The 23,274-nt window shown below is 45.0% G+C and carries 16 protein-coding genes and 1 pseudogene; 13 read left to right on the top strand and 4 right to left on the bottom strand.

The annotated features are described in order from the left end of the window. The coding region (gene phrB, locus IQP38_RS16360; RefSeq protein WP_228010094.1) for a deoxyribodipyrimidine photo-lyase at positions 1 to 1,267 on the top strand (1,267 nt) is incomplete at its 5' end. 6 nt (positions 1,268 to 1,273) lie between these two features. Beyond that, positions 1,274 to 2,200, top strand: coding sequence for a L,D-transpeptidase family protein (locus tag IQP38_RS16355; protein ID WP_005383933.1), 927 nt, complete (start codon positions 1,274 to 1,276; stop codon positions 2,198 to 2,200). Between the two features lie 26 nt (positions 2,201 to 2,226). Here IQP38_RS16355 and IQP38_RS16350 read toward each other — a convergent pair whose 3' ends face one another. Beyond that, positions 2,227 to 2,481, bottom strand: a complete 255-nt coding sequence (locus IQP38_RS16350) for an Lpp/OprI family alanine-zipper lipoprotein (RefSeq protein ID WP_005375145.1) — start codon at positions 2,479 to 2,481, stop codon at positions 2,227 to 2,229. Between the two features lie 550 nt (positions 2,482 to 3,031). On the opposite strand from IQP38_RS16350, the gene IQP38_RS16345 reads away from it, so the two are divergent. The 6 genes from IQP38_RS16345 to IQP38_RS16320 all read left to right on the top strand — a co-directional run bounded on the left by IQP38_RS16345 (position 3,032) and on the right by IQP38_RS16320 (position 13,155). Further along, positions 3,032 to 4,375, top strand: coding sequence for a DEAD/DEAH box helicase (locus tag IQP38_RS16345; RefSeq protein ID WP_017820508.1), 1,344 nt, complete (start codon positions 3,032 to 3,034; stop codon positions 4,373 to 4,375). 324 nt (positions 4,376 to 4,699) lie between these two features. Beyond that, the gene (locus tag IQP38_RS16340) at positions 4,700 to 6,697 is read left to right on the top strand and encodes a prolyl oligopeptidase family serine peptidase (RefSeq protein ID WP_172563920.1); all 1,998 of its coding nucleotides are present in this window, start codon (positions 4,700 to 4,702) and stop codon (positions 6,695 to 6,697) included. Then, positions 6,698 to 8,839: a TonB-dependent hemoglobin/transferrin/lactoferrin family receptor gene (locus IQP38_RS16335; protein ID WP_064376394.1), complete on the top strand. Its 2,142-nt coding sequence runs from the start codon at positions 6,698 to 6,700 to the stop codon at positions 8,837 to 8,839. Positions 8,840 to 8,848: 9 nt separating this feature from the next. Beyond that, on the top strand, positions 8,849 to 11,101 hold the full coding sequence (locus IQP38_RS16330; protein ID WP_193837764.1) for a proprotein convertase P-domain-containing protein: 2,253 nt from the start codon (positions 8,849 to 8,851) through the stop codon (positions 11,099 to 11,101). Between the two features lie 25 nt (positions 11,102 to 11,126). Beyond that, complete coding sequence (locus tag IQP38_RS16325) at positions 11,127 to 12,578, top strand: DUF1566 domain-containing protein (RefSeq protein WP_005375150.1); 1,452 nt, start codon at positions 11,127 to 11,129, stop codon at positions 12,576 to 12,578. A 1-nt stretch (position 12,579) separates the two neighbouring features. Next, positions 12,580 to 13,155: a DUF1566 domain-containing protein gene (locus IQP38_RS16320; RefSeq protein WP_005375151.1), complete on the top strand. Its 576-nt coding sequence runs from the start codon at positions 12,580 to 12,582 to the stop codon at positions 13,153 to 13,155. Positions 13,156 to 13,263: 108 nt separating this feature from the next. Here the strand turns inward: IQP38_RS16320 and IQP38_RS16315 are convergent, their stop codons facing one another. Next, complete coding sequence (locus IQP38_RS16315) at positions 13,264 to 14,907, bottom strand: methyl-accepting chemotaxis protein (RefSeq protein ID WP_132936296.1); 1,644 nt, start codon at positions 14,905 to 14,907, stop codon at positions 13,264 to 13,266. 330 nt (positions 14,908 to 15,237) lie between these two features. Between IQP38_RS16315 and IQP38_RS16310 the strand changes: the two genes are divergently transcribed. From IQP38_RS16310 to IQP38_RS16290, 5 genes are all read left to right on the top strand, one after another. Then, on the top strand, positions 15,238 to 16,059 hold the full coding sequence (locus IQP38_RS16310) for a phosphate ABC transporter substrate-binding protein (protein WP_005375153.1): 822 nt from the start codon (positions 15,238 to 15,240) through the stop codon (positions 16,057 to 16,059). 100 nt (positions 16,060 to 16,159) lie between these two features. Then, positions 16,160 to 17,092 carry a phosphate ABC transporter permease subunit PstC gene (gene pstC / locus IQP38_RS16305; RefSeq protein WP_005375154.1) on the top strand — a complete coding sequence of 311 codons (933 nt, stop codon included), beginning with the start codon at positions 16,160 to 16,162 and terminating at the stop codon, positions 17,090 to 17,092. 22 nt (positions 17,093 to 17,114) lie between these two features. Continuing rightward, a complete protein-coding gene (gene pstA, locus IQP38_RS16300; RefSeq protein ID WP_005383923.1) occupies positions 17,115 to 17,978 on the top strand; it encodes a phosphate ABC transporter permease PstA in 864 nt (287 codons plus the stop codon). A 60-nt stretch (positions 17,979 to 18,038) separates the two neighbouring features. Further along, entirely contained in the window at positions 18,039 to 18,788 is a 750-nt protein-coding gene (gene pstB / locus IQP38_RS16295; protein WP_005375156.1) for a phosphate ABC transporter ATP-binding protein PstB, read from the top strand. Between the two features lie 327 nt (positions 18,789 to 19,115). Beyond that, on the top strand, positions 19,116 to 21,239 hold the full coding sequence (locus IQP38_RS16290) for a GGDEF domain-containing protein (RefSeq protein WP_025768552.1): 2,124 nt from the start codon (positions 19,116 to 19,118) through the stop codon (positions 21,237 to 21,239). Positions 21,240 to 21,367: 128 nt separating this feature from the next. On the opposite strand, the gene IQP38_RS16285 is transcribed toward IQP38_RS16290, so the two are convergent. Together IQP38_RS16285 and IQP38_RS16280 are read right to left on the bottom strand one after the other, a co-directional pair. Next, positions 21,368 to 23,014: a BatD family protein gene (locus IQP38_RS16285; RefSeq protein WP_053303852.1), complete on the bottom strand. Its 1,647-nt coding sequence runs from the start codon at positions 23,012 to 23,014 to the stop codon at positions 21,368 to 21,370. Positions 23,015 to 23,018: 4 nt separating this feature from the next. Then, positions 23,019 to 23,274: pseudogene (locus tag IQP38_RS16280) on the bottom strand (hypothetical protein); the annotation flags it as partial.

Raw genomic sequence — 23,274 nt, 5'->3', positions numbered from 1 at the left:
TCTCATTGCTCGTCGCTTAGCTTGTCTTAACGAGGAGCTTGAAAGCCTTAATATTCCTTTTTTGTACAAAGAGGTGCCGTCGTTTTCCGATTGTACAGATGTGATTAGTGGGTGGGCGGAAACACTTGAAGCCACGTCTGTTATGGCAAACATTCATTATGAGGTGAACGAACGAGAGCTGGATACACAAGTAAGTGAAGCGTTAGCTTCTCACGATATCGAATTTGAACTGTTTCATGACAAATGTGTGCACGCGCCAACGACGGTTCTTAATAAGCAAGGCGAATATTTTAAGGTATTTACGCCATTCAAGCGTGCTTGGTTAACGCAGTTCCATATGCCGACGGTAGTAAAACCTCACGAGCAAGCGCCACTCAATAAAAAGGTACTCGAACAATTAGAGTCGGCTCGATTTAATTCAAGCTTCACATTTAGCTATCCTCGAGAATCCAGTGAAGACTGGCTGGCTTCGACTAATGATATTTTGAAGCAGCTTAGGGAATTTGCACGGGAGCGCAGTGACGCGTATCAAAGCGAGCGAGACTTTCCAGCTATTGATGGCACTAGCCAACTGTCTCCATACCTTGCGATTGGCGCGCTATCACCAAGGCAGTGTATTGCTCGTTTGTATGCTGAAAATCAACAAAATGACCTTACAGAAGGGAAAGCAACTTGGCTAAGTGAGATCATTTGGCGTGAGTTTTATCAGCACCTATTGGTTTTCGAACCAAAACTCGTCAAAGGCAAAGGATTTATCGATTGGGAGGATAAAATCCAGTGGTCCTATGATGAGAAGGCCTTTGAGCGATGGAAGACAGGAACAACAGGATACCCAGTCGTTGATGCAGCAATGCGTCAGCTCAATCAAACAGGTTGGATGCACAATCGATTACGTATGATTGTCGCGAGCTTTCTTACCAAGGACTTACATATTGATTGGCGATGGGGAGAAGCGTACTTCATGAGTAAGCTGGTGGACGGCGATTTTGCAGCGAACAATGGTGGCTGGCAATGGTCTGCTTCTACGGGCTGTGACGGGCAGCCATACTTTCGTATTTTCAACCCGATAAGCCAAGGCGAAAAGTTCGATGCTAATGGTGAATTTGTGCGCCACTGGGTACCAGAAATCAAAAGTGTACCGAACAAATACATCCATAAACCTTGGACTTGGGAGGGCTTTTCTTTACTGGAATATCACAAGCCGATGGTTGATCACAAGACAGAAAGAGAGATAACCTTACAGCTCTTTAAAAGTGCCAAGGAATAGAGTGAAATGCTTAGCAAAAAGCGATCAATGAGTTTCGCAAAACGTACCCTGCTATCTGTGTCGTTATCTTTAGTGAGTGGTCTATCATTCGCTAAGATGTACGAATTACCAGAGGATGGAAGCCGTTTAATTGGTCGCCTTGAAAACCACGTCGTGCAAGAAGGCGAAACCATGGCAAATATCGCTAAGCTCTACGATGTGGGTATGCTAGGTTTAATGGCCGCAAACAAAGGCGTGGATCCCTTCTTACCAGAAGAGGGGCATGTTCTTACTATTCCGACACAGCTAATCCTCCCAGACGTACCTTATAAAGGTATCGTTATTAATCTAGCCGAGCTGCGCTTATATTACTTTCCGAAAGGAGAGGATATTGTCCATGTATTTCCTGTCGGAATTGGCCGAATAGGGCGCGATACCCCAGTAATGACAACGCGTATCAGCCAAAAACGACCGAACCCTACATGGACTCCTCCAGCCTCTATTCGTGCCGAGTACAAAGCAAAGGGCATTGACCTACCAGCCGTTGTTCCTGCGGGGCCTGATAATCCACTTGGTATGTTTGCATTGCGTTTAGCTTACGGGAATGGCGAATACCTAATTCATGGTACCAACAAGGACTTTGGGATTGGTATGCGGGTCAGCGCGGGTTGTATTCGTATGGACCCAAGTGACATTGAGTGGTTATTTGACAAGGTTCGTAACGGTGAAGACGTTAACATCATTAACCAGCCTATCAAAATGACACTTGAGCCTGACAGAAGTGTGTTCTTAGAAGCACATGAGCCTTTGACTCGTAGTAATGGCGAGAAAGATGAACTCAAAGTGCCGAAAGAGTTAAAGTGGTGGCTGGATGAATTCGGTATGAAAAACGTGAAGGCTAAAGCAGCAATCGCTGCACAGAATGGGGTTCCTGTCGAAATAACCGCGCCTTAACGGGCGTTAAGACGCGGTATCAAATCTTACTTAGTGTAAGACTGAGCGATGTTATCGATACGCTCGTTAGCACGCTCAGCTTCTTCTTGAGCAGCCATTGCTGCTGCGCCTGATTTTTGAACGTCAGATTGAAGAGCTTGTACGTCTTGGCTTAGTTGGCTAACTTGGTTGCTTAGTTCGTCTAATTTTGCTGCATTTGCTGTAGCTGCGTCATCAGAAGAAGCACAACCGGCTAGTAGAAGTACTGAAGTTGCTGCAGCTGCGATCAACGTTTTGTTCATATAAGAACTCCTTGCTTATAGTGAAAGTCTCGCCACTAACTATTATTTTATACAGTAGCGAGGTTAAATGTGGTTACATTTTATCAGTACATGATGTAGCAAAAGTCAAAAAAACCCAAGAATTTCATGGAGTACCTGACGTCAACTTTTACCTGAACTTAACAAAGTTTAACTACCTATCCTTTATTTCGTTCTCACAACAGTTTTCATAGCAGGTGTATTTGCCACGTTCCTGATATCAATAATTTAGACGATATTGACACAAATGAAAGTTTATTGGCCCAAATAACTGCTATTTAAGTCGTTTTGTTGATGGATAGAAGGCATATTTGAACGGCTTTTCTCTAAACTTCCTGTCCAGCTGCTCATCAAAAAGGCTAGTCTTTACTCTGAACTGAGCCACAAATGATGTTTTACCGTTACCACAGGGAATTAGTTTGTGTGATCTCTATCTATACTCCTATGATTTGCGGTATTATACCGAGCTTTATTTTTTTGCTGCGTTAGAGCGGAAACGACACTACAGAGCGCTCAGACGCTGACTGATTTATTGGAGAATACTTTGCAATTTAAAGATCTAGGCCTAGACAACCGATTGTTGAAGAACCTAAAACACTACGATTTTAAAAAAGCGACTGACATTCAGCAGCAGGCGATTCCTGTTGCGATTGCAGGCAAGGATCTATTGGCATCTTCGAAAACAGGTTCGGGCAAGACTTTGGCGTTTGTATTGCCAATGCTTCATAAGTCTTTAAAGACAAAATCGTTTTCTGCGAAAGACCCTCGCGCGGTAATCCTTGCTCCTACTCGTGAGCTAGCGAAACAAGTATATGGTGAGCTTCGTTCTATGCTAGCTGGCCTATCTTATGAAGCAGCACTGATTTTGGGTGGTGAGAACTTTAACGATCAGGTAAAAGCTCTGCGTCGTTACCCGAAATTTATCGTGGCGACACCAGGACGTTTGGCTGATCACTTAGAGCACCGTTCGCTTTATCTGGATGGTTTGGAAACGCTAATTCTGGACGAAGCAGACCGTATGTTGGATTTGGGCTTTGCACCAGAGCTTCGTCGCATTCATAAAGCAGCCAAGCATCGTCGTCGTCAAACGTTGATGTTCTCTGCGACATTAGATCATGCAGACGTCAATGAAATCGCGGCTGAAATGCTCAATGCGCCAAAGCGAATTGCTATCGGCGTTTCTAACGAAGAACATAAAGATATCACGCAAAAATTTTACTTGTGTGATCACCTAGATCATAAAGAGGCAATTTTAGATCGTGTTCTTTCTGAGGCTGAATACCGTCAAGTTATTATCTTTACGGCAACGCGTGATGATACTGAGCGACTAACAGAAAAGCTGAACGAAAAGAAACTGAAGGCTGTAGCACTAAGTGGTAACTTGAACCAGACTCAACGTAACACCATTATGAGTCAGTTTGAGCGCGCAGTATTTAAGATCCTTGTAACGACTGATGTTGCTTCCCGCGGTTTGGATATTGCAACTGTGACACACGTCATCAACTTCGATATGCCAAAGCATACCGAAGAATACGTACACCGAGTTGGTCGTACTGGTCGTGCTGGAAATAAAGGGGATGCAATCTCTCTTGTTGGTCCAAAAGACTGGGATAGCTTTAAACGTGTAGAAGCATACCTACAACAAGATCTTGAGTTTTCATTGTTCGAAGATTTGAAAGGTAAGTTTAAAGGCCTTAAGCCACCTAAACCAGATTTCCGCAATAAGAAAGCGACCGCAAAGAAAGCTCGCCCTCAAGCGAAAAAATCGGCGAAAAAACCAGCTAAGCGTGACAAGAGCTTCTACAAAAACGTATCTGTGGGTGATGATGTCTTCATCCCTAAGAAAAAACCAGCGGCACCGAGCTCTGAAGAGTAAAAGCTGCTGTAGTTTCCCATTGATTTTAGTTCTTAAAAATCCGAGTGTTCGCACTCGGATTTTTTATGTCTGTCGCTAGGTGAAATAGCGTCTTTCCATACTCACTCGTTAGTCAGCTTTTATATCTGTCTGGTTGTATATAAACAGCATAGAACGCTAATTTAGGAAGTTATTAAGTTTTATAACCTCGGTCAAAGCAAACGTTTTTCCTCACACACTAGATAAAAATCTAACATGATTATGAAAATGATAATTGATCTCATTTTTATTTAAGGGCAGAATACGCGCCATTGTATTAATCCTATAAATGAATTCGCTCTCTATATGAAATTTACTCATGTTTTTTTAGGGCTCATAATTACCTCTAGTTCTGGCTTTGCTGCTGATGATTTCAACTGGCTTCGAGATGATGCTCGTAAAGATGAGCGAGTTCTTACCTACCTAACAGAACAAAACCACAAAACTGAACAGCACCAAAAAAGTTATCAGACGTTGACAAAAAACCTACTAACGCAGTGGGATACCATTGTGGCAGACAAAGGTGATAAGCCATGGTCGATCGTGAGTGGAAGAGAGTGGACGCTAATGCGTCGCGATGGTCGTTACTTACTATTATCCCGTGCGAGTCAACATGCACCAGAAAACGTGGTGTTCGATTTCGATGAACGACAATCTGCGCATCAGTACTACCAACTTGGTCAATGGCAAGTGAATGGTGACACGCTACTTTTCACGGAAGATATCGACGGCAGCGAACAATATCGTGCTGTGGTTGTTGATTTACTCTCCGGTCAATCTACGGAACTGGCGACGCACGTCGATAGTGGCGTATTGTTGTCACCTAACGGGAAAGTGGCATTCCTCGTTGCAAAAGAAAAGCGCACCCAGCGACCTCATCAGATCTTACGTATCTCCACTGAATCTTTAGCAAAAACAGTCCTATGGAATGAACCCAAGTCAGATTGGTTACTTTCTTTCTATCGTGCGGCAGATAGCCGTTATGCTGTGCTGCAAAGCAACAACGAGTCAACAACAGAGCAGAAGCTTGTCGACCTAGAAACGGGCACTGTCTCAGATTCATTGCGAAAGCCTGAAGTGGGTGTGGAATATTACGCGGATGTGGCGAAAGGTTACATTTATCTTAAAAGCAACCTGGAAGGAAAGTTCGCCCTTTACCAAGCCGAACTCGCACCGCTTGGCGCAACATGGCAACGCTTTACCAATCCTCGTGAGCCGCTTGAACAGTTCTACCTTTATGATGCAGGAGTTGTGGCACTTAGTAAGCCAAACAACTTGTCGACATTGACGGTGTATTCTTACCAAGGGCAGGAAAAAGTGATACTGCCATTGGAACACGATGGTAATGTCGCTTGGCTAAGCACATTGGGCGATTTTGAATCAAACAAAATTCGTATCCGAAGCATGTCGATGACTACGCCTCCTCAGTGGGAAGAGTTCGATGTAAAAACGCTGAATAAATCCTTGTACTCTCAAGATGCTTACCAAGACTTTGATAGTCAGCGTTATGTATCCCAACGTATTTTTATTAAGCACGACGGCGTTTCTGTCCCGGTCTCTTTGGCGTATCGCAAAGACAAATTGCACCCACAATCTCCTGTGATGATTTACGGTTACGGCGCGTATGGTTTTACGATGAAACCGTACTTTATACCTCAGGTTATCAGTTTACTCGACCAAGGTGTGATTTACGCTATCGCCCATGTCCGTGGCGGTGGGTACTTTGGCGATGAATGGCACGAGCAAGGCCGTGGTGTGCGAAAAGCCAATTCTATTGGTGATTTTGTCGCGGCCGCGAAGGCGCTGCAAACATTCGAACGTGGCAATAGAGAGGTTTTCGCCATCGGTTCTAGTGCTGGTGGTACGTTGGTGGCCGGAGCGGTTAATCAAGATCCTAAATTGTTTTCAGGTGTCGTACTTAAAGTGCCTTTTGTTGATGTGGTTGCAAGTATGTCGGATACCTCACTTCCGCTTACCACACAGCAGTATGGCGAATGGGGTAACCCAACCAAACCTGAACAATTGGCGTTAATGAAGGCGTACGATCCGATTCTCAATATCCATAAAAACGCTTACCCACCCATGTTGGTTCAAGTCGGTTTAATTGATCAGCGCGTGCCATATTGGGAAGGCGCAAAGTATCTGGCTAAAGTTTCAGCGTTAAGTGAGCGCAACGGGCCGTACTTGTTGCAAACTGATTTTAATTCGGGCCACCAAATGGACCCACGACAAGCGCAAGAACAACAAGCAAAAGAATACGCATTTCTACTATCACTCATTAAAACATCTAAAGCGGAGCAGTAAATGAAGCTTACCCCAGTGTCAGCGGCAGTACTTTCGGTACTTGCTGCCAGTCAAGTGCACGCCGAATCTAAGGTTTTCTCAATGGAAGAGGTGGTGGTAACCGCCAATAAAATCGATCAGCCATTGTCAAAAGTGGCAGGTAGTGTCGCGGTTATCACAAACGAGCAAATCGAAGAAAGAGGCGAGACCGAGCTATATGACGTGCTGCGTAACGAACCTGGTGTAAGCGTGACGGGCGGTGCAGGACGTCCGCAAAACATTACCATCCGTGGTATGACGGGTAACCGCATTATGATCGTTCGTGATGGCATTCGTTCTGCGGATGGCTTCGGTGCGAATGACATTAATGATGCCGTTGGGCGAGATACTTTTGATTTATCCAATTTTGAATCGCTGCAAATCATTAAAGGGGCAAGTTCTTCGGTGCATGGCTCTGGCGCGATCGGCGGTGTGGTGATTTTAGAATCCAGCCAGCCGGGTGATTTCTTAAAAGACAAAGACTTCTACACCGATGTTTCCGGTACTTACACCGATATCAGCAACAAGTACAAAGGCACGAGTAATCTAGCTTTCCGTTCCGGTGATACAGAGAGTTTGTTTAACGTTTCATACTGGCAAGGACAAGAGACACGTAACTTTGATGAAGATTTGTATAACCGCGACCTCGATGGTTACAGCGGTGCTTATACGATCAACCACTTTTTCAATGAAGAGGTGATGTTGAAAGCCAAAGCGGAACTCTACACCCAGAACCAAGAGCGTTTGGAGGGTTCACCGTCCATTCAACCTGATGGAATTTGGCATATTGAAGACTTTGCTGAGGATGAAACCACAGAAGAGTACAGCGCTTATATTGGTGCAGAGGTGACTCCGATTAATCCAACTTGGTTCGAAGAGTTGGATACCAAAGTTTACTGGCGTCACACCGAAGTGGTGGAAGACACCAACCGTTTAATGCGCCAAGTGGATCACAATGGTTTGATCACCAAGCGTCGCGAGCTGGAACACAAAACCTTCATTGACGAAACAATTGGCTTCCGTGGCGATTTCACTAATACGATTTATGCAGCAAATGCTGAGCACCAATTGGCTTACGGTGTCGAGCTTTCTACTGACTATTACGAACGCACAGATAGCGACTCCAAGATTGATTGGAACGGAGTAACACCTTCGACCAAACAACCTTTCGCTCCTGCTCGTGCTTATAACATTGGTTTGTACGTTCGAGACATGGTGGAACTGGATAAATGGACCATCACAGGTGGCCTACGCTTTGATGCGCACCGTCTCACGCCAGACGGTGCGGGTGAAGTGGGCGGCTTCCCATTAAAAGACATGGATAGCTCAGAGGTATCTCCAAGTCTTTCGGTTTCTCGTGAAGTATTTGCCAACAACATTGCTTATGTATCTTATAACCATGGTTACCGTGCTCCGGAATACGATAAAGCGTATGGCTTCGTAAGCCACGACTTTGTGCCGCTCACGCCGTTTGTCATTGCACCAAACATGGATCTAGAAGCTGAAACTTCCGACTCATTTGAAATCGGTAACAAGTTCGATAACGGTCGTGCGTATGTCTATGCGTCTTTGTTCTACAACAAGTTTGAAAACTTCATCGACGTTGTGACCACGGGCTTTGACTCAAGCAATGGTAATTACATTAAACAATACCAAAACCTCGATGGTGTCGAGACGTATGGTGCAGAGCTTTCTGCGGGTTACGCGATCACCAAACAATGGGACATCAGCACTAAGTTTGGCTACGTAGATGGCAAAGACGCGGAAGGTGAATACGTTCGAAGCATTACGCCATTCGAAGGTAACGCTCAACTGAAATACGCCAACCAAGACTTCAATGCTTACGTGGCTTGGAACTGGGCCGCGGCAATGGATCGCGTTCCTAAATGCCAGACCACGCTTGGTCTAGCGACAGATTGCGCGCAGACAAGTGCGTGGAATACGTTTGATATTGGCGCAACTTACCACGTTTCCAAAGACCTTCGTGTTAGCGCAAACATCATCAACCTGTTCGACAAAGAATACATCCGATACCAAGACGTAGCGGGTATCGCTGAGGAAAGTAAGCGTTACTCAACTGAGCCAGGGCGCTACTTCACGCTGACTGCAAAATACGAATTCTAGGACGAAATCATGAAGCTAAAACCATTGGCGTTTTCGCTGCTTATTGCTTGTACCCCTGCGGCACAGGCTGCAGAGTGGGATTATCCCGTAACGGACTCTGTGGTAACGAATGAAGCGCAAGCGAAAACTTATCTAGACAGCCACTACTCAGAAGCGGGCGAGTTTAAGTTCCGTTACAAAACCCAATCTCAGCTTGGTGAGCATTACAATTTTGATGTTTGGGTAAACGGTGAATATCAAGCACAGCGCACCCTAGTAGTAACAACCGATAAAAATCATCACGTTGTGCGAGCGTTTAAGAGCCTTGAAGATACGATCATTCGCAACGGTAAACCAACGGTTGCAATGGAATTGGAATCGCCTCGCCAACTGCAAGCACAAGAGCCACCTGCTTTGAGCTCTGGAAGTCTGGTTAATGTTGAGGTTTCTTTATTCAACCCAGATCTTCGCACCATGCAACAGCAAGCGGCACCAGAATCGACGTGGTCAGCACTGTCTGATTACCCTCAGCCGATCGAGTACGTCACCAAGTCGATTGAGGTTTTAAAGTCGGGAGGTAAGTTCTATCTCTCTAACCCAAGATTAAAGCAAGTGGATGCGACGGGTTTATTTGCAGCCCCAGCACCTGGTGAAGCGCCTGTACTCGATACGTTGGACTTTCTCAGCGCAGAAGGGGTTCAAGCATTTGACAGTGTTGATGAGATGCAAAGCACCGAGTTTGGTGACAATGCGTTCCCACAGTTGATGGCTTTTTATCATCTTGATAGCTCGATCCAATATCTGACAAGCCTGACTTACGACTTGTTTGATGAACCGCTTCGTTTTGATGCTCGCGGTTTATCAAAAGATAACTCTACTTACTATTACGGTCCGAAAGCACTCATGTTAGGTGTCGGTGGTGTTTCTCCAGATGCAGTTGATGCTGATGTGGTGATACACGAGCTTGGGCATGGCATTCATTACCAAATAGTACCGGATTGGGCGTACGGTCACACTGGGGCTATCGCAGAAGGTTTTGCTGATTACTGGGCGGGCAGCGCGAGCTACCGCACTCAATATTTGGATGCTTCGCGTCGTGGTCAAGAATTCGAGTTAGATACGGTGTTCAACTGGGACGGTGTGTTCGGAACACGCAAAACAACTCGTAGCTTATGGAACCAAAGAGCGCGTTACTTCGAGGGCTCAGAGTATCCAGCGCACGTTAGTGTGGGCGGTGAACTAGGCGACGAGCTATGGTCAACGCCACTGTTCCAAGCACTTAAAGCATCGGTTGAACGATACGGTGATGATACCGATAACGTGTTCCGTGAGTTTGACGCCATTGTACTTGAAGGCATGTACGGCATTGGTCGTGGCGTGAAAATGCATGATCTGGCGGAATCGACCGTGTTTGCCGCAAACACCTTGTTCCCAAATAAAGATTACGCCCAATTCCTGACGGACAGCTTCAACAAACACAACTTACTCAAAGCGCCTCTTCGCGTTCGCTATAACGCTCGATACATCGCACAAGGTCAAGACGTTGGTGTGAGCCTGAGCCAAACTGGTCGCGAAGCGAGCATCAAAGGGCAATGGCAGCTAAACAACGCATCTGTTTTCGACTTTGATGAAACGCTTTCTGACTCGACCTCAATGAAGGTGGCGTTACCAAGCGGTCTAACATGTGGCACGCAATTCGATTCCTCTATTTCATTGGATTATCAATTTTCTGAAGGCCTAAAGACTCACCAGTGGAGTGAACAGGTGATGCTGGTTAATGGTACGCCAGAGCTCGATATCCAGCCTCAACCAGTGAACTCCGCTTTGCCGGAACAGGGCGACAGACTGTTCTCTCAGACGCTATCGGACAAGTCACGCACGATTGATGATTCGTTTGCGGTTTACCTGAACATCGAACATGACTCACTGCAAGATCTGCAAGTGACACTAGTGTCTCCACAAGGCAAATCGGTCGTGCTACTTAGCCATCAATCAAGCAATACCAATGGATTTAAAGGTTACTTCACAGCTCAGTACGACGAGGAGTTACAAGCACTTGTTGGTCAACCGAGTTGGGGTACTTGGCGTCTCGAAGTGTCTGACCGTGTGTCAGGAAACTCTGGGGTGTTGAAAGAGTGGGGTGTGAGTCACTTTGCTCAGTATCAGTGTAGTGCTGATACCACTAAAGAAAGCAGTGGCGGTGGTTCAGGTGGCAGTGGTTCGCCTTGGCCCTTGTTAGGACTTTTCCTGCTTTCAATGGTGAGAGTGATTCGCTCTCGTTAATTAAAATCAAAAGAAGATAAAATCTATGAAGTTTCAATATTCTTTCGTTGCTATGTCACTAGCCCTTGCTGGCTGTGGCGGAGGTTCTGGTGGTGACACGTCGGCACCGACCTATGATGTAGCTGGCACCATCGTTTCTGCAGGTACACTTCTTGATACGCCAGTATGTATCGATTTAAACCAAAACTACGTTTGTGATTCCACTGAACCGAGTGCTAAAACGGATAATGCCGGTAAATTTAGCCTGACTTCAAGCGACAAAAACGTACTAACCAGCACCATTCTTGCTCAAGTTGATCAAGGTTCAAACCAAACGTTGCGTCTTGCGGCTCCGGGTCAAAATTTAGCAACGGGTAACACGGTCAATGGTGTAACAACGTTGCTCGCGGGTCTTGTAATTGACGGTAAAACCGTTGCTCAAGCTGAAGAGATTGTGAAAGCGCAACTCGCCGATGCCGGCGTTTCTCTTTCTGGTACGGTGATGTCTAACGCAGAAGCTAGCGAGCTAGACAAGCTAGAGCAAAACACGGTTGTGCTATTAGCTGCGATGCAACCAAAGCAAATGACCCAAGGCGTAGCGCTGCTTGCTCAAAATCTTAGCTTTCAAGGTAAATCGTTGGCCTCTGATCTTCTGTCTGAAGCGGAAGTAAGTGCATTTGCTGAAGAAATTGTAGCGGTTGCTGAACAAACGGTTGGTAGTAACGATACGGGCGCCGTTCTTTATTTTGCTGAAGGAGCAGCAGACGTTGCTGAGGTTCAAGCGTCTTACCCTGGTCAAGATGCAGAATACGGCTTCGACAAAGAGGACAAGCAAACGTCGACAGGCGCTGGCTTTAAGTTCGTTAAGCTAGATTCACAAGGTGCAGCTTTAGCTGCAGATGCGACTGAGTGGGCTTGTACTATGGACGAGCGTACTGGTCTTGTTTGGGAAAACAAAAGTGCGGATGCGAGCTCAGTTCAATTTAAAGATCGCCTATTTGCGTTTGAGTCTGAAACATTTAAGCCATTTAGCAAAGATGTAGAGCTTGCAGGTTGTAAAGACGCTGGTGATGAAGTTTGTACCACTAGCCAATATGTTCAGTACATAAACAAACAATCGTTATGTGGAATCACTGGTTGGCGCTTGCCTACTTACCGTGAGACTTATGACTTACTAGACTTTGGTGAACAAACACTGTTTGCTCCGAACGATGAATATGCAAAATACAACGTCTATGGTTTTAATGTTAAATACTTTCCACAGCAAACCATAGGTAGCCCTTATTTAGGATATGGTGCGTTTTGGCATAGCGACTTTAAGTTTACGAATGCATCATCACAACTTATTGATGGCGAGATTTATTTCCCTGCGATTGTCTCCCGGGGCAAAGATAGAGGCACTATTTCATACGTCGAGATTCGATCAAGCAACACAAGTGCGGGTGCCGATGATTCTTACCAATTCCCAATCCGTCTAGTCGCAGTTAAGGGGCAATAAGATGAAGAAATTAATAACTGTACTATCTCTTACTTTGGCTTCTCAAACTGCAATAGCTGCACAAGAGTGTTCTACTGACTTTGCTAAAACGGCACCTAACACGCGTTATACATATTCTGAGAGCGGTACCGTAACTGACCTGAAAACAGGTCTAACATGGATGCGCTGTCCAGTTGGTATGACATGGAATGTAGGAAACCAAGAATGCCAGGGGACGCGATCTACAATGTCATGGCAACTCGCTCTCTCCACAGCCAAACAAATTCGTAATAAGGACGGCAACCATCCTCTTCACAATTTTGCTGACAAAAAAAATTGGCGACTAGCAAATATCAAAGAGCTAGTATCTCTAACTGAGCGAGCTTGCCACAGCCCAGCCATAAATAGTACAGGGTTTGCTAGCGGCTATAGTCTGAAAGATGGAGATGATGTTCTAGGGCGTTATGTCTGGAGCAACACACCTAATGGCGACGGTAAGCATGTTGCAACTTTTGATACGACTAATGGTGAGGTTTTCAATAGAGATCCGTTAAACTCAAGTTTCAAAAGCTCTCTCTTGTTAGTGACAGATGAATAATAATTATTACGTTAATAAGGGTTGATAGCTTTGCCTTTATGATAGGCTCCGCCAGTGCGGAGCTTTTTCTTTTCTAACCTTTGGAACTTATCGTGTTGAGCAGAGTATTTAAACTTGGAACTGCTTAAGTTGATGTTTTTGATTTTCTGCTAAACCAGACAACTCTTGAGCGGCAGCAGCGGATTGCGTAATGCCAGTGACGTTCTGGCTCACTAGTTCATAGATGTTCGTTAAGTTGTTGTTGATATCAGCCGTGACCTGTTTCTGCTCTTCTGATGCGGTTGCAACTTGAGTGTTGATTGAGTTCAGATCGGCGATAGCATTACTGATATTAGCAAGTGATTGGCTAACTTCTTGTGTCAGAGCTTGGTTGTCTGACAACATGGCTAAGCTGGAATGCATACTTTCATTTGCGTGACCAGATTGTTGCTGTAGCTCTTCTATAATGGTTTGGATCTCTTTGGTGGACTCCTGAGTTCGCGCTGCCAGCATACGTACTTCATCGGCCACTACCGCAAAGCCTCGGCCACTTTCGCCCGCTCGTGCAGCTTCAATCGCTGCATTCAGTGCAAGTAGATTCGTTTGCTCAGAAATACCTTCAATCACTTCGATCACGCGACCAATGTGTTCTGATTGATCTTTTAGCGAAGTCACGACGGCAGCGGCTTCGTTAAGTTGTTCCGCCATCTTTTCACTTGCGCGAGTACTTTCCCCAAACATGCTTATACTTTGTGAGGTTAACGTACGTGCTTGATTTGATGCACTATCGGCTTCTTGTGCATTGGTCGATACTTCAGCTGCGGTCGACTCTAGCTGATTGATCGCCGAGGCTACTTGCTCAACTTCTTGCTTTTCTTGATCCGAGTTGACGCTGCTTTGAGTCATAACAGTTGCTAACTCGGTTGATGCTGATGCCACATCTTCACTAATGCGAACCAATGCGCTTACAGTTTCACGCAGTTTTTCTATGGTCTGGTTTACATCTCGAGCCAGCTGAGACACTTCGTTTTTCCCGATGGCTTCGGCCTTAACTAGTAGGTTTCCCTTCGCGACTTCCTGCATCGTTACTTGAAGGTTACGAATCGGCGCAACGATGTAGCTGGCGAGTACCCAACTAATAAGTGAAGCGGCACTCAAGATCACCGCAAGCGAGACGGCGCTGTAAGTTAGCGTGGTTGAATGTTGTTCGCCATTCGTTTCGACTTCATCGGTGACGATTTGATTCAATTGTTTAGATAGTTTGTCGATGGCGTTGATCATCGCTTCGCCAGCTAATCGATACTCAGCCATTGTAGATTCGTACTTTTGATTGAAATCAGAGGTGGTGTAATCAGAAGAGTGTTTAGTGGTGAGCAGAGGTGTCATGGTAACGCGAGTGAAATCAACATAGTGATTCATGGCCTTACGCATAGCATTGACTTCATTTTGAACGCCAGGGAGATTGTCGATGGAGTTAAGAAAATCGCGGTTTTTGTTTTGTCGCTCAGAAAGCTCTTGGTTGAGAGACTGAACATCTTCGGCTCTAAATAGACTATAAATGGCTTTGATGCGCATGGCGTAAGTGTTGTCTACGATGCCGCTAAGTTCCTCTTTGTGAATGATTAGCTTATGGGTGGAAGCCGAAACCTTATTGAATGCTTGATCGAGTTTACCGATTCCGACACTCAGTCCAATGATGAGTAATATAACTGTGAATAGAACAGGCAGAAAAACCTGAAGTTTAATAGAAAGCGTACTAAGAAATTGACGCATGAGATTGACCCTCTATCGGTTTAATTATTATCTTTTTTATAAATAAGCATTTCGATTTTAATTGTTATATTTGCCAAATCAATGAGTTACTCATATCTAATTGTTATGAAATGTACCAAAATCGATGGGGTTATCATCTTGAACATGAGGCAACTTATAAAAACGTTACGTTCAAATTGAGAGAGGGATAAGTCGCGGAATTAATAGTTAGAAATGACAACGTGTCATAGAGGGTTCAACTAAGTGAAACACAACTGTCATATTCAAATTCTAAAGTGAGCACCGTTCAAGTGAAACACAACGGCAATAAAGCCACTTAAGGAAATTGTGATGAAAAAGACAGTAATCGGTGCAATCGCACTTCTAGGCGCAATGGCAGTGACTCCTGTTTCTGCTAAAGAAACTATCTCTGCAGTGGGTTCTAGCAGCGTAACTCCACTGATGGAAGTTTTCTCTGAAACGTACATGAAGAAGAACCCTAACGTATTTATCGAAGTTCAAGGTCCTGGTTCTTCAGCTGGTGTAAAAGCAGCGAAAAATGGTTCAGCAGACCTTGGTATGTCTTCTCGTAATCTAAAAGACTCTGAAAAAGAATCAACACTAATCGAAGAAGTGGTTGCTCGTGATGGTATCGCAGTGGTTGTCAACCCACAAAACAAACTGCCAGGTCTAACAGCCGAGCAAGTGACTGCAATCTACAAAGGCGAAGTATCAAACTGGAAAGAAGTCGGTGGTGCAGACAAGCCAATCGTAGCCATTACTCGTGACACAGCTTCTGGTACTCGTGGCGCATTTGAAGACATCATGTCTCTAAAAATGAAGATTTCTGGTAAGAAGGTATCAGCTATCTCTCAACGTGCTCAAGTTGCAAACGGTAACGGCGCACTGAAAACAATGGTTGCATCTAACCCATACGCAATCGGCTACATTTCTCTTGGTACTGTAGACAACACTGTTAATGCGCTAGCAATCGACGGCGTTGATGCAACGGTAGCTAACGTTAAAAACGGTTCTTACAAAGTAGCGCGTCCATTCCTTGTTCTTTACAAAGAAGGCAAGCCATCAACAGAAACGCAAAAATTCCTAGACTGGATGCTAACTGATGAAGCGCAAGCGCTAGTTGACCAAAAAGGTTACATCTCAGTTAACTAATCCCATCGGGACTCTAAAGTTTGCTCAGCCCAACGTTTCGGGCTGAGCCTTTTCTATCCATTGTGTTCAACGGCATTGCCCAGAACCGTGAGATTTTTAAATGACCATCGCAACAAATAGTGAAAAGCTTATGAATACTGACGCTAGAGCTATCAGCAAGTCAGGCCTACGCGAGAAGCGTCGTGTAGACTGGAAAGAGCGCATCTTCCACGGCTTGTTCCTAACGAGTGCCGTAATCGGCATTGTTTCATTGGCCGTTATTGCATACTTCATCGTTCGAGAGAGTATTCCGGCATTCCAAGAAGCAGGCGTATCGGGCATTGTCTTAGGACAAAACTGGTTACCACCTGCGCTTTACGGTGTCGCCACCATGATTGTGGCATCTATCGTATCGACGGCTGGTGCTGTCATTGTTGGGGTTCCAATTGGTGTTCTGACCGCCATTTTTATCGCTGAAATCGCACCAAAGCGATTAGCAGACATCATCCGTCCAGCGGTTGAGCTGCTAGCCGGTATTCCTTCAGTGGTCTACGGTTTCTTCGGTCTGGTTATTATCGTTCCATTGATTCAGAAAGTATTTGATGTACCTGCAGGTAACACTATCTTGGCCGGTATTATTGTTCTTGGTGTGATGATTCTACCAACAGTAATTACGGTTTCTGAAACGTCTATTCGCGCTGTCCCTCGTACTTATAAAGAAGGTTCTTTGGCACTGGGCGCATCGAAAATCTACACCATCTTTAAGTTGCTCGTTCCAGCGGCTCGCTCAGGCATCATGACAGGTGTGATACTGGGTATCGGTCGTGCGTTGGGTGAGACCATGGCGATTATCATGGTTATGGGTAACGCGCCGGCAATGCCAGAAGGCATCTTGGATTCGGCTCGTACACTAACTGCAAACATCGCTATTGAAATGTCTTACGCAAGTGGTGTTCACGCGAACGCACTTTACGCTACAGGTGTAGTACTTCTGGTCTTCATCATGTCGTTGAACGCTGTACTACTGTACCTAAACCGAGAAAAAGCGAAGTAATCGCTCGTTAAAGGTGACTATTATGGATCGCGCAAAACTGAAAAAAGCACGCCAGTTCAAAGATAATGTCTTTAACGCATTTGTCTGGATCTCGGCAGCACTAACGGTAGGTTTTTTGTTCTGGATTATCTGGTACATCCTATCAAACGGTCTACAACACGTAGATTGGAACTTCATTACTGATAACTATACGCGTACAGGTGAAGAGCATGGTATCTTCCCAATGATTGTGGCGACCATTTACATGGTTATCGCTTCTATCGCAGTGGCAGCGCCACTCGGTATCATGACGGCAATCTACTTGACCGAATACGCGAAAGTGGGCAGTCGTTTGGTGAAAATCATCCGATTCTGTACCGAGTCATTGGCGGGTATCCCGTCGATCATTTTCGGCCTGTTTGGTATGACTTTCTTCGTGGCGATTCTTGGCCTTGGCTTCTCGATTCTGTCGGGTGCATTGACGCTAAGTATCCTAATCCTGCCAGTGATCATCCGTACAACGGAAGAAGCGCTGATGGCAGTGCCACAAACTTACCGTGAAGGCTCTTATGGCCTCGGTGCTTCTAAGATTTACACTATCTGGCGTTTGATTCTTCCGAGTGCAATGCCAGGTATCTTAACCTCGGTCATTCTAAGTATTGGTCGTGTCATTGGTGAGTCTGCTCCAGTATTCCTGACAGCAGGTATGGTTGCACGTATTCCGGACTCTTTATTGGATTCAGGTCGTACGCTAACCGTTCACCTATACAAACTGACTACCGAACTGTTTACCGTTGAAGAATGGAATCAGGCTTACGGTACGGCAACAGTGCTTATCGTAGTTGTTCTCTTGATCAACATGGTAACGAAACTGATTGCTAGACGTTTTAACACCGCAACTTACTAACAACACTAATTAAGAACGCACGTTAAAAGACACGAATTCAAGAATTAAGAGATTAAGACAATGAACAAATTTGATATTGAAAACCTAGACCTATTCTACGGTGACAACCAAGCACTGAAATCGATCAACTTACCAATTCCAGTTCGCCAAGTAACTGCACTTATCGGCCCGTCAGGTTGCGGAAAATCAACGCTTCTACGCTGTTTGAACCGAATGAATGATCTAATCGAAGGCGTGAAAATTACAGGTAAATTGGCGATGGACGGCGAAGATATTTACGGCAACATTGATGTTGCTGACCTTCGCATCAAAGTCGGCATGGTATTCCAAAAGCCAAACCCATTCCCGATGAGCATTTACGAGAACGTGGCTTACGGCTTACGTGCTCAAGGTATCAAAGACAAAAAGACAATTGATGAAGTGGTAGAGCGTTCGCTGCGCGGTGCTGCACTTTGGGATGAGGTGAAAGATCGCCTTAAATCACACGCATTCGGTCTTTCTGGTGGTCAGCAGCAACGTTTATGTATTGCACGTACAATCGCGATGGAGCCGGATGTGATTCTGATGGATGAGCCAACGTCGGCACTTGACCCAATTGCGACACACAAAATCGAAGAACTGATGGAAGAGCTAAAGAAGAACTACACCATCGTTATCGTGACTCACTCAATGCAACAGGCGCGTCGTATCTCTGACCGCACTGCGTTTTTCCTAATGGGTGAACTGGTTGAGCACAACGATACGCAAGTGATCTTTAGCAACCCTCAAGACGACCGTACTCAAGGCTACGTAAATGGTGATTTCGGTTAATCCACCGTATTTACAAGCATAACTAAATAACTATAAGCGATGGTAACTTTGCCCCTCTTGATGAGGGGCCTTTTTCTTTTTAAGTCGTAGGCTTAAAACATCTACCAACACAAAAATCTTGTAAATAAGTACAACTTTCCTCCCCAGTTTATAAAGCATGTAACTTATGTGAAACATGGCTTTAAAAGTGCTGAAGAGCTCTCGAATGTAACACTAAGTCTGATAATTTTGCGAATGACTTAACAGCTCAAATTTGAACGTATTGATTGCATATCATGGCCTAAGTAGTTTTTTATCGAGGATAAAAAAGTAGATTAGGTTGGTAGGGTGAGTTTAAGAAGTTTTACAAGAAAAGTGTCTTCAACGAGGGACCATCGGTTGCTAGCGGAGGCAATCTTTGATCATTTAGAGAGTCTGTTCTCCCCTCAAGCCCTCGCTATTTTTGAAGATCCTTCAATTAACCCTCGTCATTCGATGAGCTTCTCTCGCGGAGAGCTTTACCCAACCCAAAACTATCCTGAGACATTCTGGGAGTGGGCAAGTCAGTTTGACACCTCTGAAAGCATCATACCTCTGGCGATCAACACTTGTAACTGGAATCACACCCGAGATTTAGGCGGTGATAGTTACATCATGATGCTCGACAACACGCCTATCAAACGTACCTACCTACTGATTCAATCTGTACATGCTCGCACAGCACATAATATCTATGAAGAAAGTTACGACGCAATGCAGCTCGCAGCGGCGCGTTGGCAATGTATTCGTGCTGAAAAAAATGCCTCGAAAGAGATCAGGCACAGAGATATTCGTGAAGCGCAATATGTTGATGAGATTAGCCAACGCGAGCGCTTTATCGAAAATATGAAGTTAGTTCAGCAAGTTGCACTCGAAATCTCTAACCCTGATTCTTTAAAGGACTTGTACTACAAAGCCGTCGAAGCGTTACGTGAACGACTTGGGTTTGATCGCTCTACACTGATGCTTCTCGATATGAAAAAGCGCAGCTTCAGTGGTACATACGGTACGGATGAGTCAGGAATTACGATTGATGAATTTCACACACAATACGATTTACACCAACTTAGCGAGGAGTATATCACCGCGTTATCTAGCCTCGAGAGCAACTTAGTGATTGTAGAAGACGCGCCAATATACACAGCAGGCAAGGTCATCGGGCAGGGCTGGAATGCGATGTTGATTTTACGCGATGGCAATGAACCGTTTGGGTGGTTCGCGCTAGATAACTTTATTCATCGTAAGCCGATAACGGCATATCAAAAACAGATGTTGGACTCGTTTGGTTCACTCTTCTCTCAAATTTACATTCGTAAGCGCCAAGAACAAAACGTACGCATGCTGCATTCAAGCATGGTTGAGTTATCACGTTGCACTACTGTCAGTGGAGTATGCAAATCGGCCGTCACTTTCGCCATTAAAAATCTTGGTATTGATCGAATGGCGGTGTTTTTAACTGATGAAAATTGCTCTTACATGCAAGGAACGTGGGGTACCGATATTCAAGGTAATGTGGTGGATGAATCTTACTTCTTTGGCGAAACCCAAGATTTCTCTCTTATAAATCTGGCTCGCTCAATGCCAAACGAAGTCGCATTTGAAGAATCAGTGCCTATTTATCATGACTGTAATATTGTTGGCTTTGGTTGGGCTGCGATGACGGTATTGACTTCAAATAGCAGTGGTCCTATCGCCTTTATCGCTGTTGATAATTTGCTGACACGTGCGCCCTTAACTTCTCAGTTACGTGAAGTGATTCGTATGTTCGCGTCCAGCTTAGCTGAAGTATTGCAACGTACTCAAGCTCAAGAGGCGATTCGCGAATTAAACGAAAACTTAGAGCTGGAGGTTCAGAACCGAACAAAAGAGTTGGAGGAGGCCAATCGACAGCTTGAGGTACTTTCTAAGCTCGATCCTTTGACGCGTCTTGGTAATCGCCGCATGTTAGAACATGTGATGCAAAAATATTGTGCCCTAGAGTGTGAAGACGACATGTCGTTTGGCCTGATCCTGATTGATATTGACCATTTTGGCTTATTCAATAATCACTATGGTCATCTCGAAGGCGATATCGCATTGATGCGAATTGGCTATATCTTGGATCATCATACCAAAGGTGAAGATGAAGTTTTTTGCCGTATCGGAGGTGAGGAGTTTGCATTGCTCATGATTGGTTCTGAGCAAGAGGAGGTTCGACTGAGAGCAGAGTGCATTCGTCAGTGCATCGAGGGCGAGGGGATAAAGCATCGACATAACCCAGAAGGGGAGTTACTTACCGTTTCAGTCGGTTACTCCTGTTATAAAGCGAAAGGCAAAGACTTTAATTTCGACCATTTATATCAGTTGTCGGATAAGGCACTCTATCAAGCGAAGAATCATGGGCGAAATTGTGTAAGGCGATACGAATACGAGCCCCAAGTGTTTGTTGAGTGAGTTATGTTCATAAGAGCAACTTGATAGGGAAGGGGCGGCGGTTGGTGCTCTAGATAAAACCGCTAAAGCAAATTTGGCCGGATAAGAGAATGGGCAGCTCATGAGAGCTGCCATTGTTATCTAGTTATTTATAGCTTTTCGAGTTGGTGGTCGGTTTTCGTTACGTTTGCTTTGCCAAGGTTTTGAATTTTCGCTAGCAGCGAATCAGGGCTCCAAGGTTGTTGGTTGGCACTAAAATACGCTTGATTCATGGCATTAAGCTCTTGCTTAATTGCTTGTACGTCACCAGGGTTTAACCTGTCTTGATGAGTGGTTAAATACTCATTTACAGAGCGTTCAATTTTCGCAGCATCGCCCTCTTCGATGACTTTTTTTAGCGCGTCGATGCAAAGTGGTTGTTCAGTATTTGAAACCGTTCCACTCGCTGTTATTGACCGCTTTTTCCATGCCCAAATAGCGATTCCCAATGTCATTATCCAAAGCCCTAAGAAAACAAAGGTTAATGTTCGCCAGAGACTGTTTACATCGCCGCTTGATTCAGGACTAGGGGCTGACACTAAAGGCGCTGAAAGAGGCGATTCCGGCAACGTGATTAGCCCAGTGTCATTTTTCTCTACGTCTAATGTTAGCTCTGGTAACGTTGTTTTCTTCGCTTCATCATTTTGACTGTCCCACCAGTTCAAGTCGTATCCTGGTAAGGTATATTTCCCGGCCTCTGTAGGAATAATGACTTGCTTCACCGTCATGGTAACGGTGCCATCTCTCGCGCTATCGAACTTAGGTTGTTCGGGATACACGCGCAGTGAACTCGGGTAACTAATATTGACTCGTGGCAGATATTCGGCTTGTGTACCGCGAGCCTTAACTTGAATGGTTCGAGTGAGTGAAGAGCCTTGTTTTACTGTGTTGATTGCGTTAGTCGACAATAGATTACCTTGATCGTCTTGCCAGCTCTGTGTCATTTCTAACGCTGAAGCAGGAAGCCATTCACCTTTAAATTCGCTCGGAATCGGTTTGACCGTGATTGGCATGCGTTCCGCTTTGGTGTTGATAGGCATTATTTTGGTTGAGCCCGTCAAGCTGTCGCCATAAATATAAGAACCGGTCAGTTTAGGACCTATCAAGGTATAAGTGCCTGGTTGATTTGCCGTTAAGCGAAACGACTGCTCTATGACCGCTACTTCTAACCCATTTAAGATCTTCTGTCTTTGTTGTAAGCCACCCAGTGCCTCAAGCTTCATGCCTTCAATCTGCGGAGGTACTATTTGCGGGTTATCTAGGCGTCGAGTGTCCGCTTTAATTAGAAGTTGTATACGTAATGTTGCAGATTGCTGAGGGTAGAGCGTACTGTTGTCGACCGTAATATTGAAGCTAAATAGATCATCAAGATTGGGGTCTGTTTGGCTCGCGTTGACACGTAGTTTGATCGGCTCCGTTTTCATGCCATCAGCGGAAAAACTTGGAATAGTCAGAACACCTTCTTTCATTGGTGCAATTGAGATACTCCACTCGGTACGCACCGATTTTCTTCCGTTAATGTTATTGCTAGAGCGGCCATAACGAGGTTGACCCAAGAAGAAGTCTTTCTCTAGAACGTTGAAGTCGATTGAGTCTGAGCTGAGCTCAGTATCTGAAATGATTCTGAGGTTAATCACTTCATTCTTGGCTATTTGTGTTTTATTCACACTAGCTTGAAGTGTCTGTGCCATCACCGAGAAACTGGATATTAGGCTGGCCACAAAAATAAAGACCAGTTTTACGCCTTTGTTCATCACAGGCTTACCACTCCTTTTGAGATTGTTGTGGAGGTTGTTTTTGTTGCGCTTGAAGTTGCATTTGCGCACGGATCAAAAAGCTTGGGTCGCGAGCACTTTCTACTGCTTCTAGTCGACGGAACTCAGGATCATCCTGATGCATTTTTTCGGGATGCGCTTTAGCCTGTATTGGTTCACCTTGATCATTCACTTGCTTGTCATCTCGTTGCGGTTGATGTTGTTCCGTTTTTTGTTTTTCTTTTTTATTTTCAGAATCTTGC

The sequence above is a fragment of the Vibrio sp. OPT41 genome, assembly GCF_015163595.1.
In the GTDB taxonomy this organism is placed as follows: Bacteria; Pseudomonadota; Gammaproteobacteria; order Enterobacterales; family Vibrionaceae; genus Vibrio; species Vibrio alginolyticus.
This window is presented reverse-complemented; position numbering and strand designations above follow the sequence as displayed.

What these genes read in the sequence shown, in the direction of transcription:
- IQP38_RS16335 (WP_064376394.1), top strand. Translation starts at nt 6,698, where the DNA reads ATGAAGCTTACCCCAGTGTCAGCGGCAGTACTTTCGGTACTTGCTGCC.
- IQP38_RS16310 (WP_005375153.1), top strand. Translation starts at nt 15,238, where the DNA reads ATGAAAAAGACAGTAATCGGTGCAATCGCACTTCTAGGCGCAATGGCA.
- pstA (WP_005383923.1), top strand. Translation starts at nt 17,115, where the DNA reads ATGGATCGCGCAAAACTGAAAAAAGCACGCCAGTTCAAAGATAATGTC.
- IQP38_RS16350 (WP_005375145.1), bottom strand. Translation starts at nt 2,481, where the DNA reads ATGAACAAAACGTTGATCGCAGCTGCAGCAACTTCAGTACTTCTACTA.
- pstB (WP_005375156.1), top strand. Translation starts at nt 18,039, where the DNA reads ATGAACAAATTTGATATTGAAAACCTAGACCTATTCTACGGTGACAAC.
- IQP38_RS16330 (WP_193837764.1), top strand. Translation starts at nt 8,849, where the DNA reads ATGAAGCTAAAACCATTGGCGTTTTCGCTGCTTATTGCTTGTACCCCT.
- pstC (WP_005375154.1), top strand. Translation starts at nt 16,160, where the DNA reads ATGACCATCGCAACAAATAGTGAAAAGCTTATGAATACTGACGCTAGA.
- IQP38_RS16340 (WP_172563920.1), top strand. Translation starts at nt 4,700, where the DNA reads ATGAAATTTACTCATGTTTTTTTAGGGCTCATAATTACCTCTAGTTCT.
- IQP38_RS16320 (WP_005375151.1), top strand. Translation starts at nt 12,580, where the DNA reads ATGAAGAAATTAATAACTGTACTATCTCTTACTTTGGCTTCTCAAACT.
- IQP38_RS16355 (WP_005383933.1), top strand. Translation starts at nt 1,274, where the DNA reads ATGCTTAGCAAAAAGCGATCAATGAGTTTCGCAAAACGTACCCTGCTA.
- IQP38_RS16315 (WP_132936296.1), bottom strand. Translation starts at nt 14,907, where the DNA reads ATGCGTCAATTTCTTAGTACGCTTTCTATTAAACTTCAGGTTTTTCTG.
- IQP38_RS16325 (WP_005375150.1), top strand. Translation starts at nt 11,127, where the DNA reads ATGAAGTTTCAATATTCTTTCGTTGCTATGTCACTAGCCCTTGCTGGC.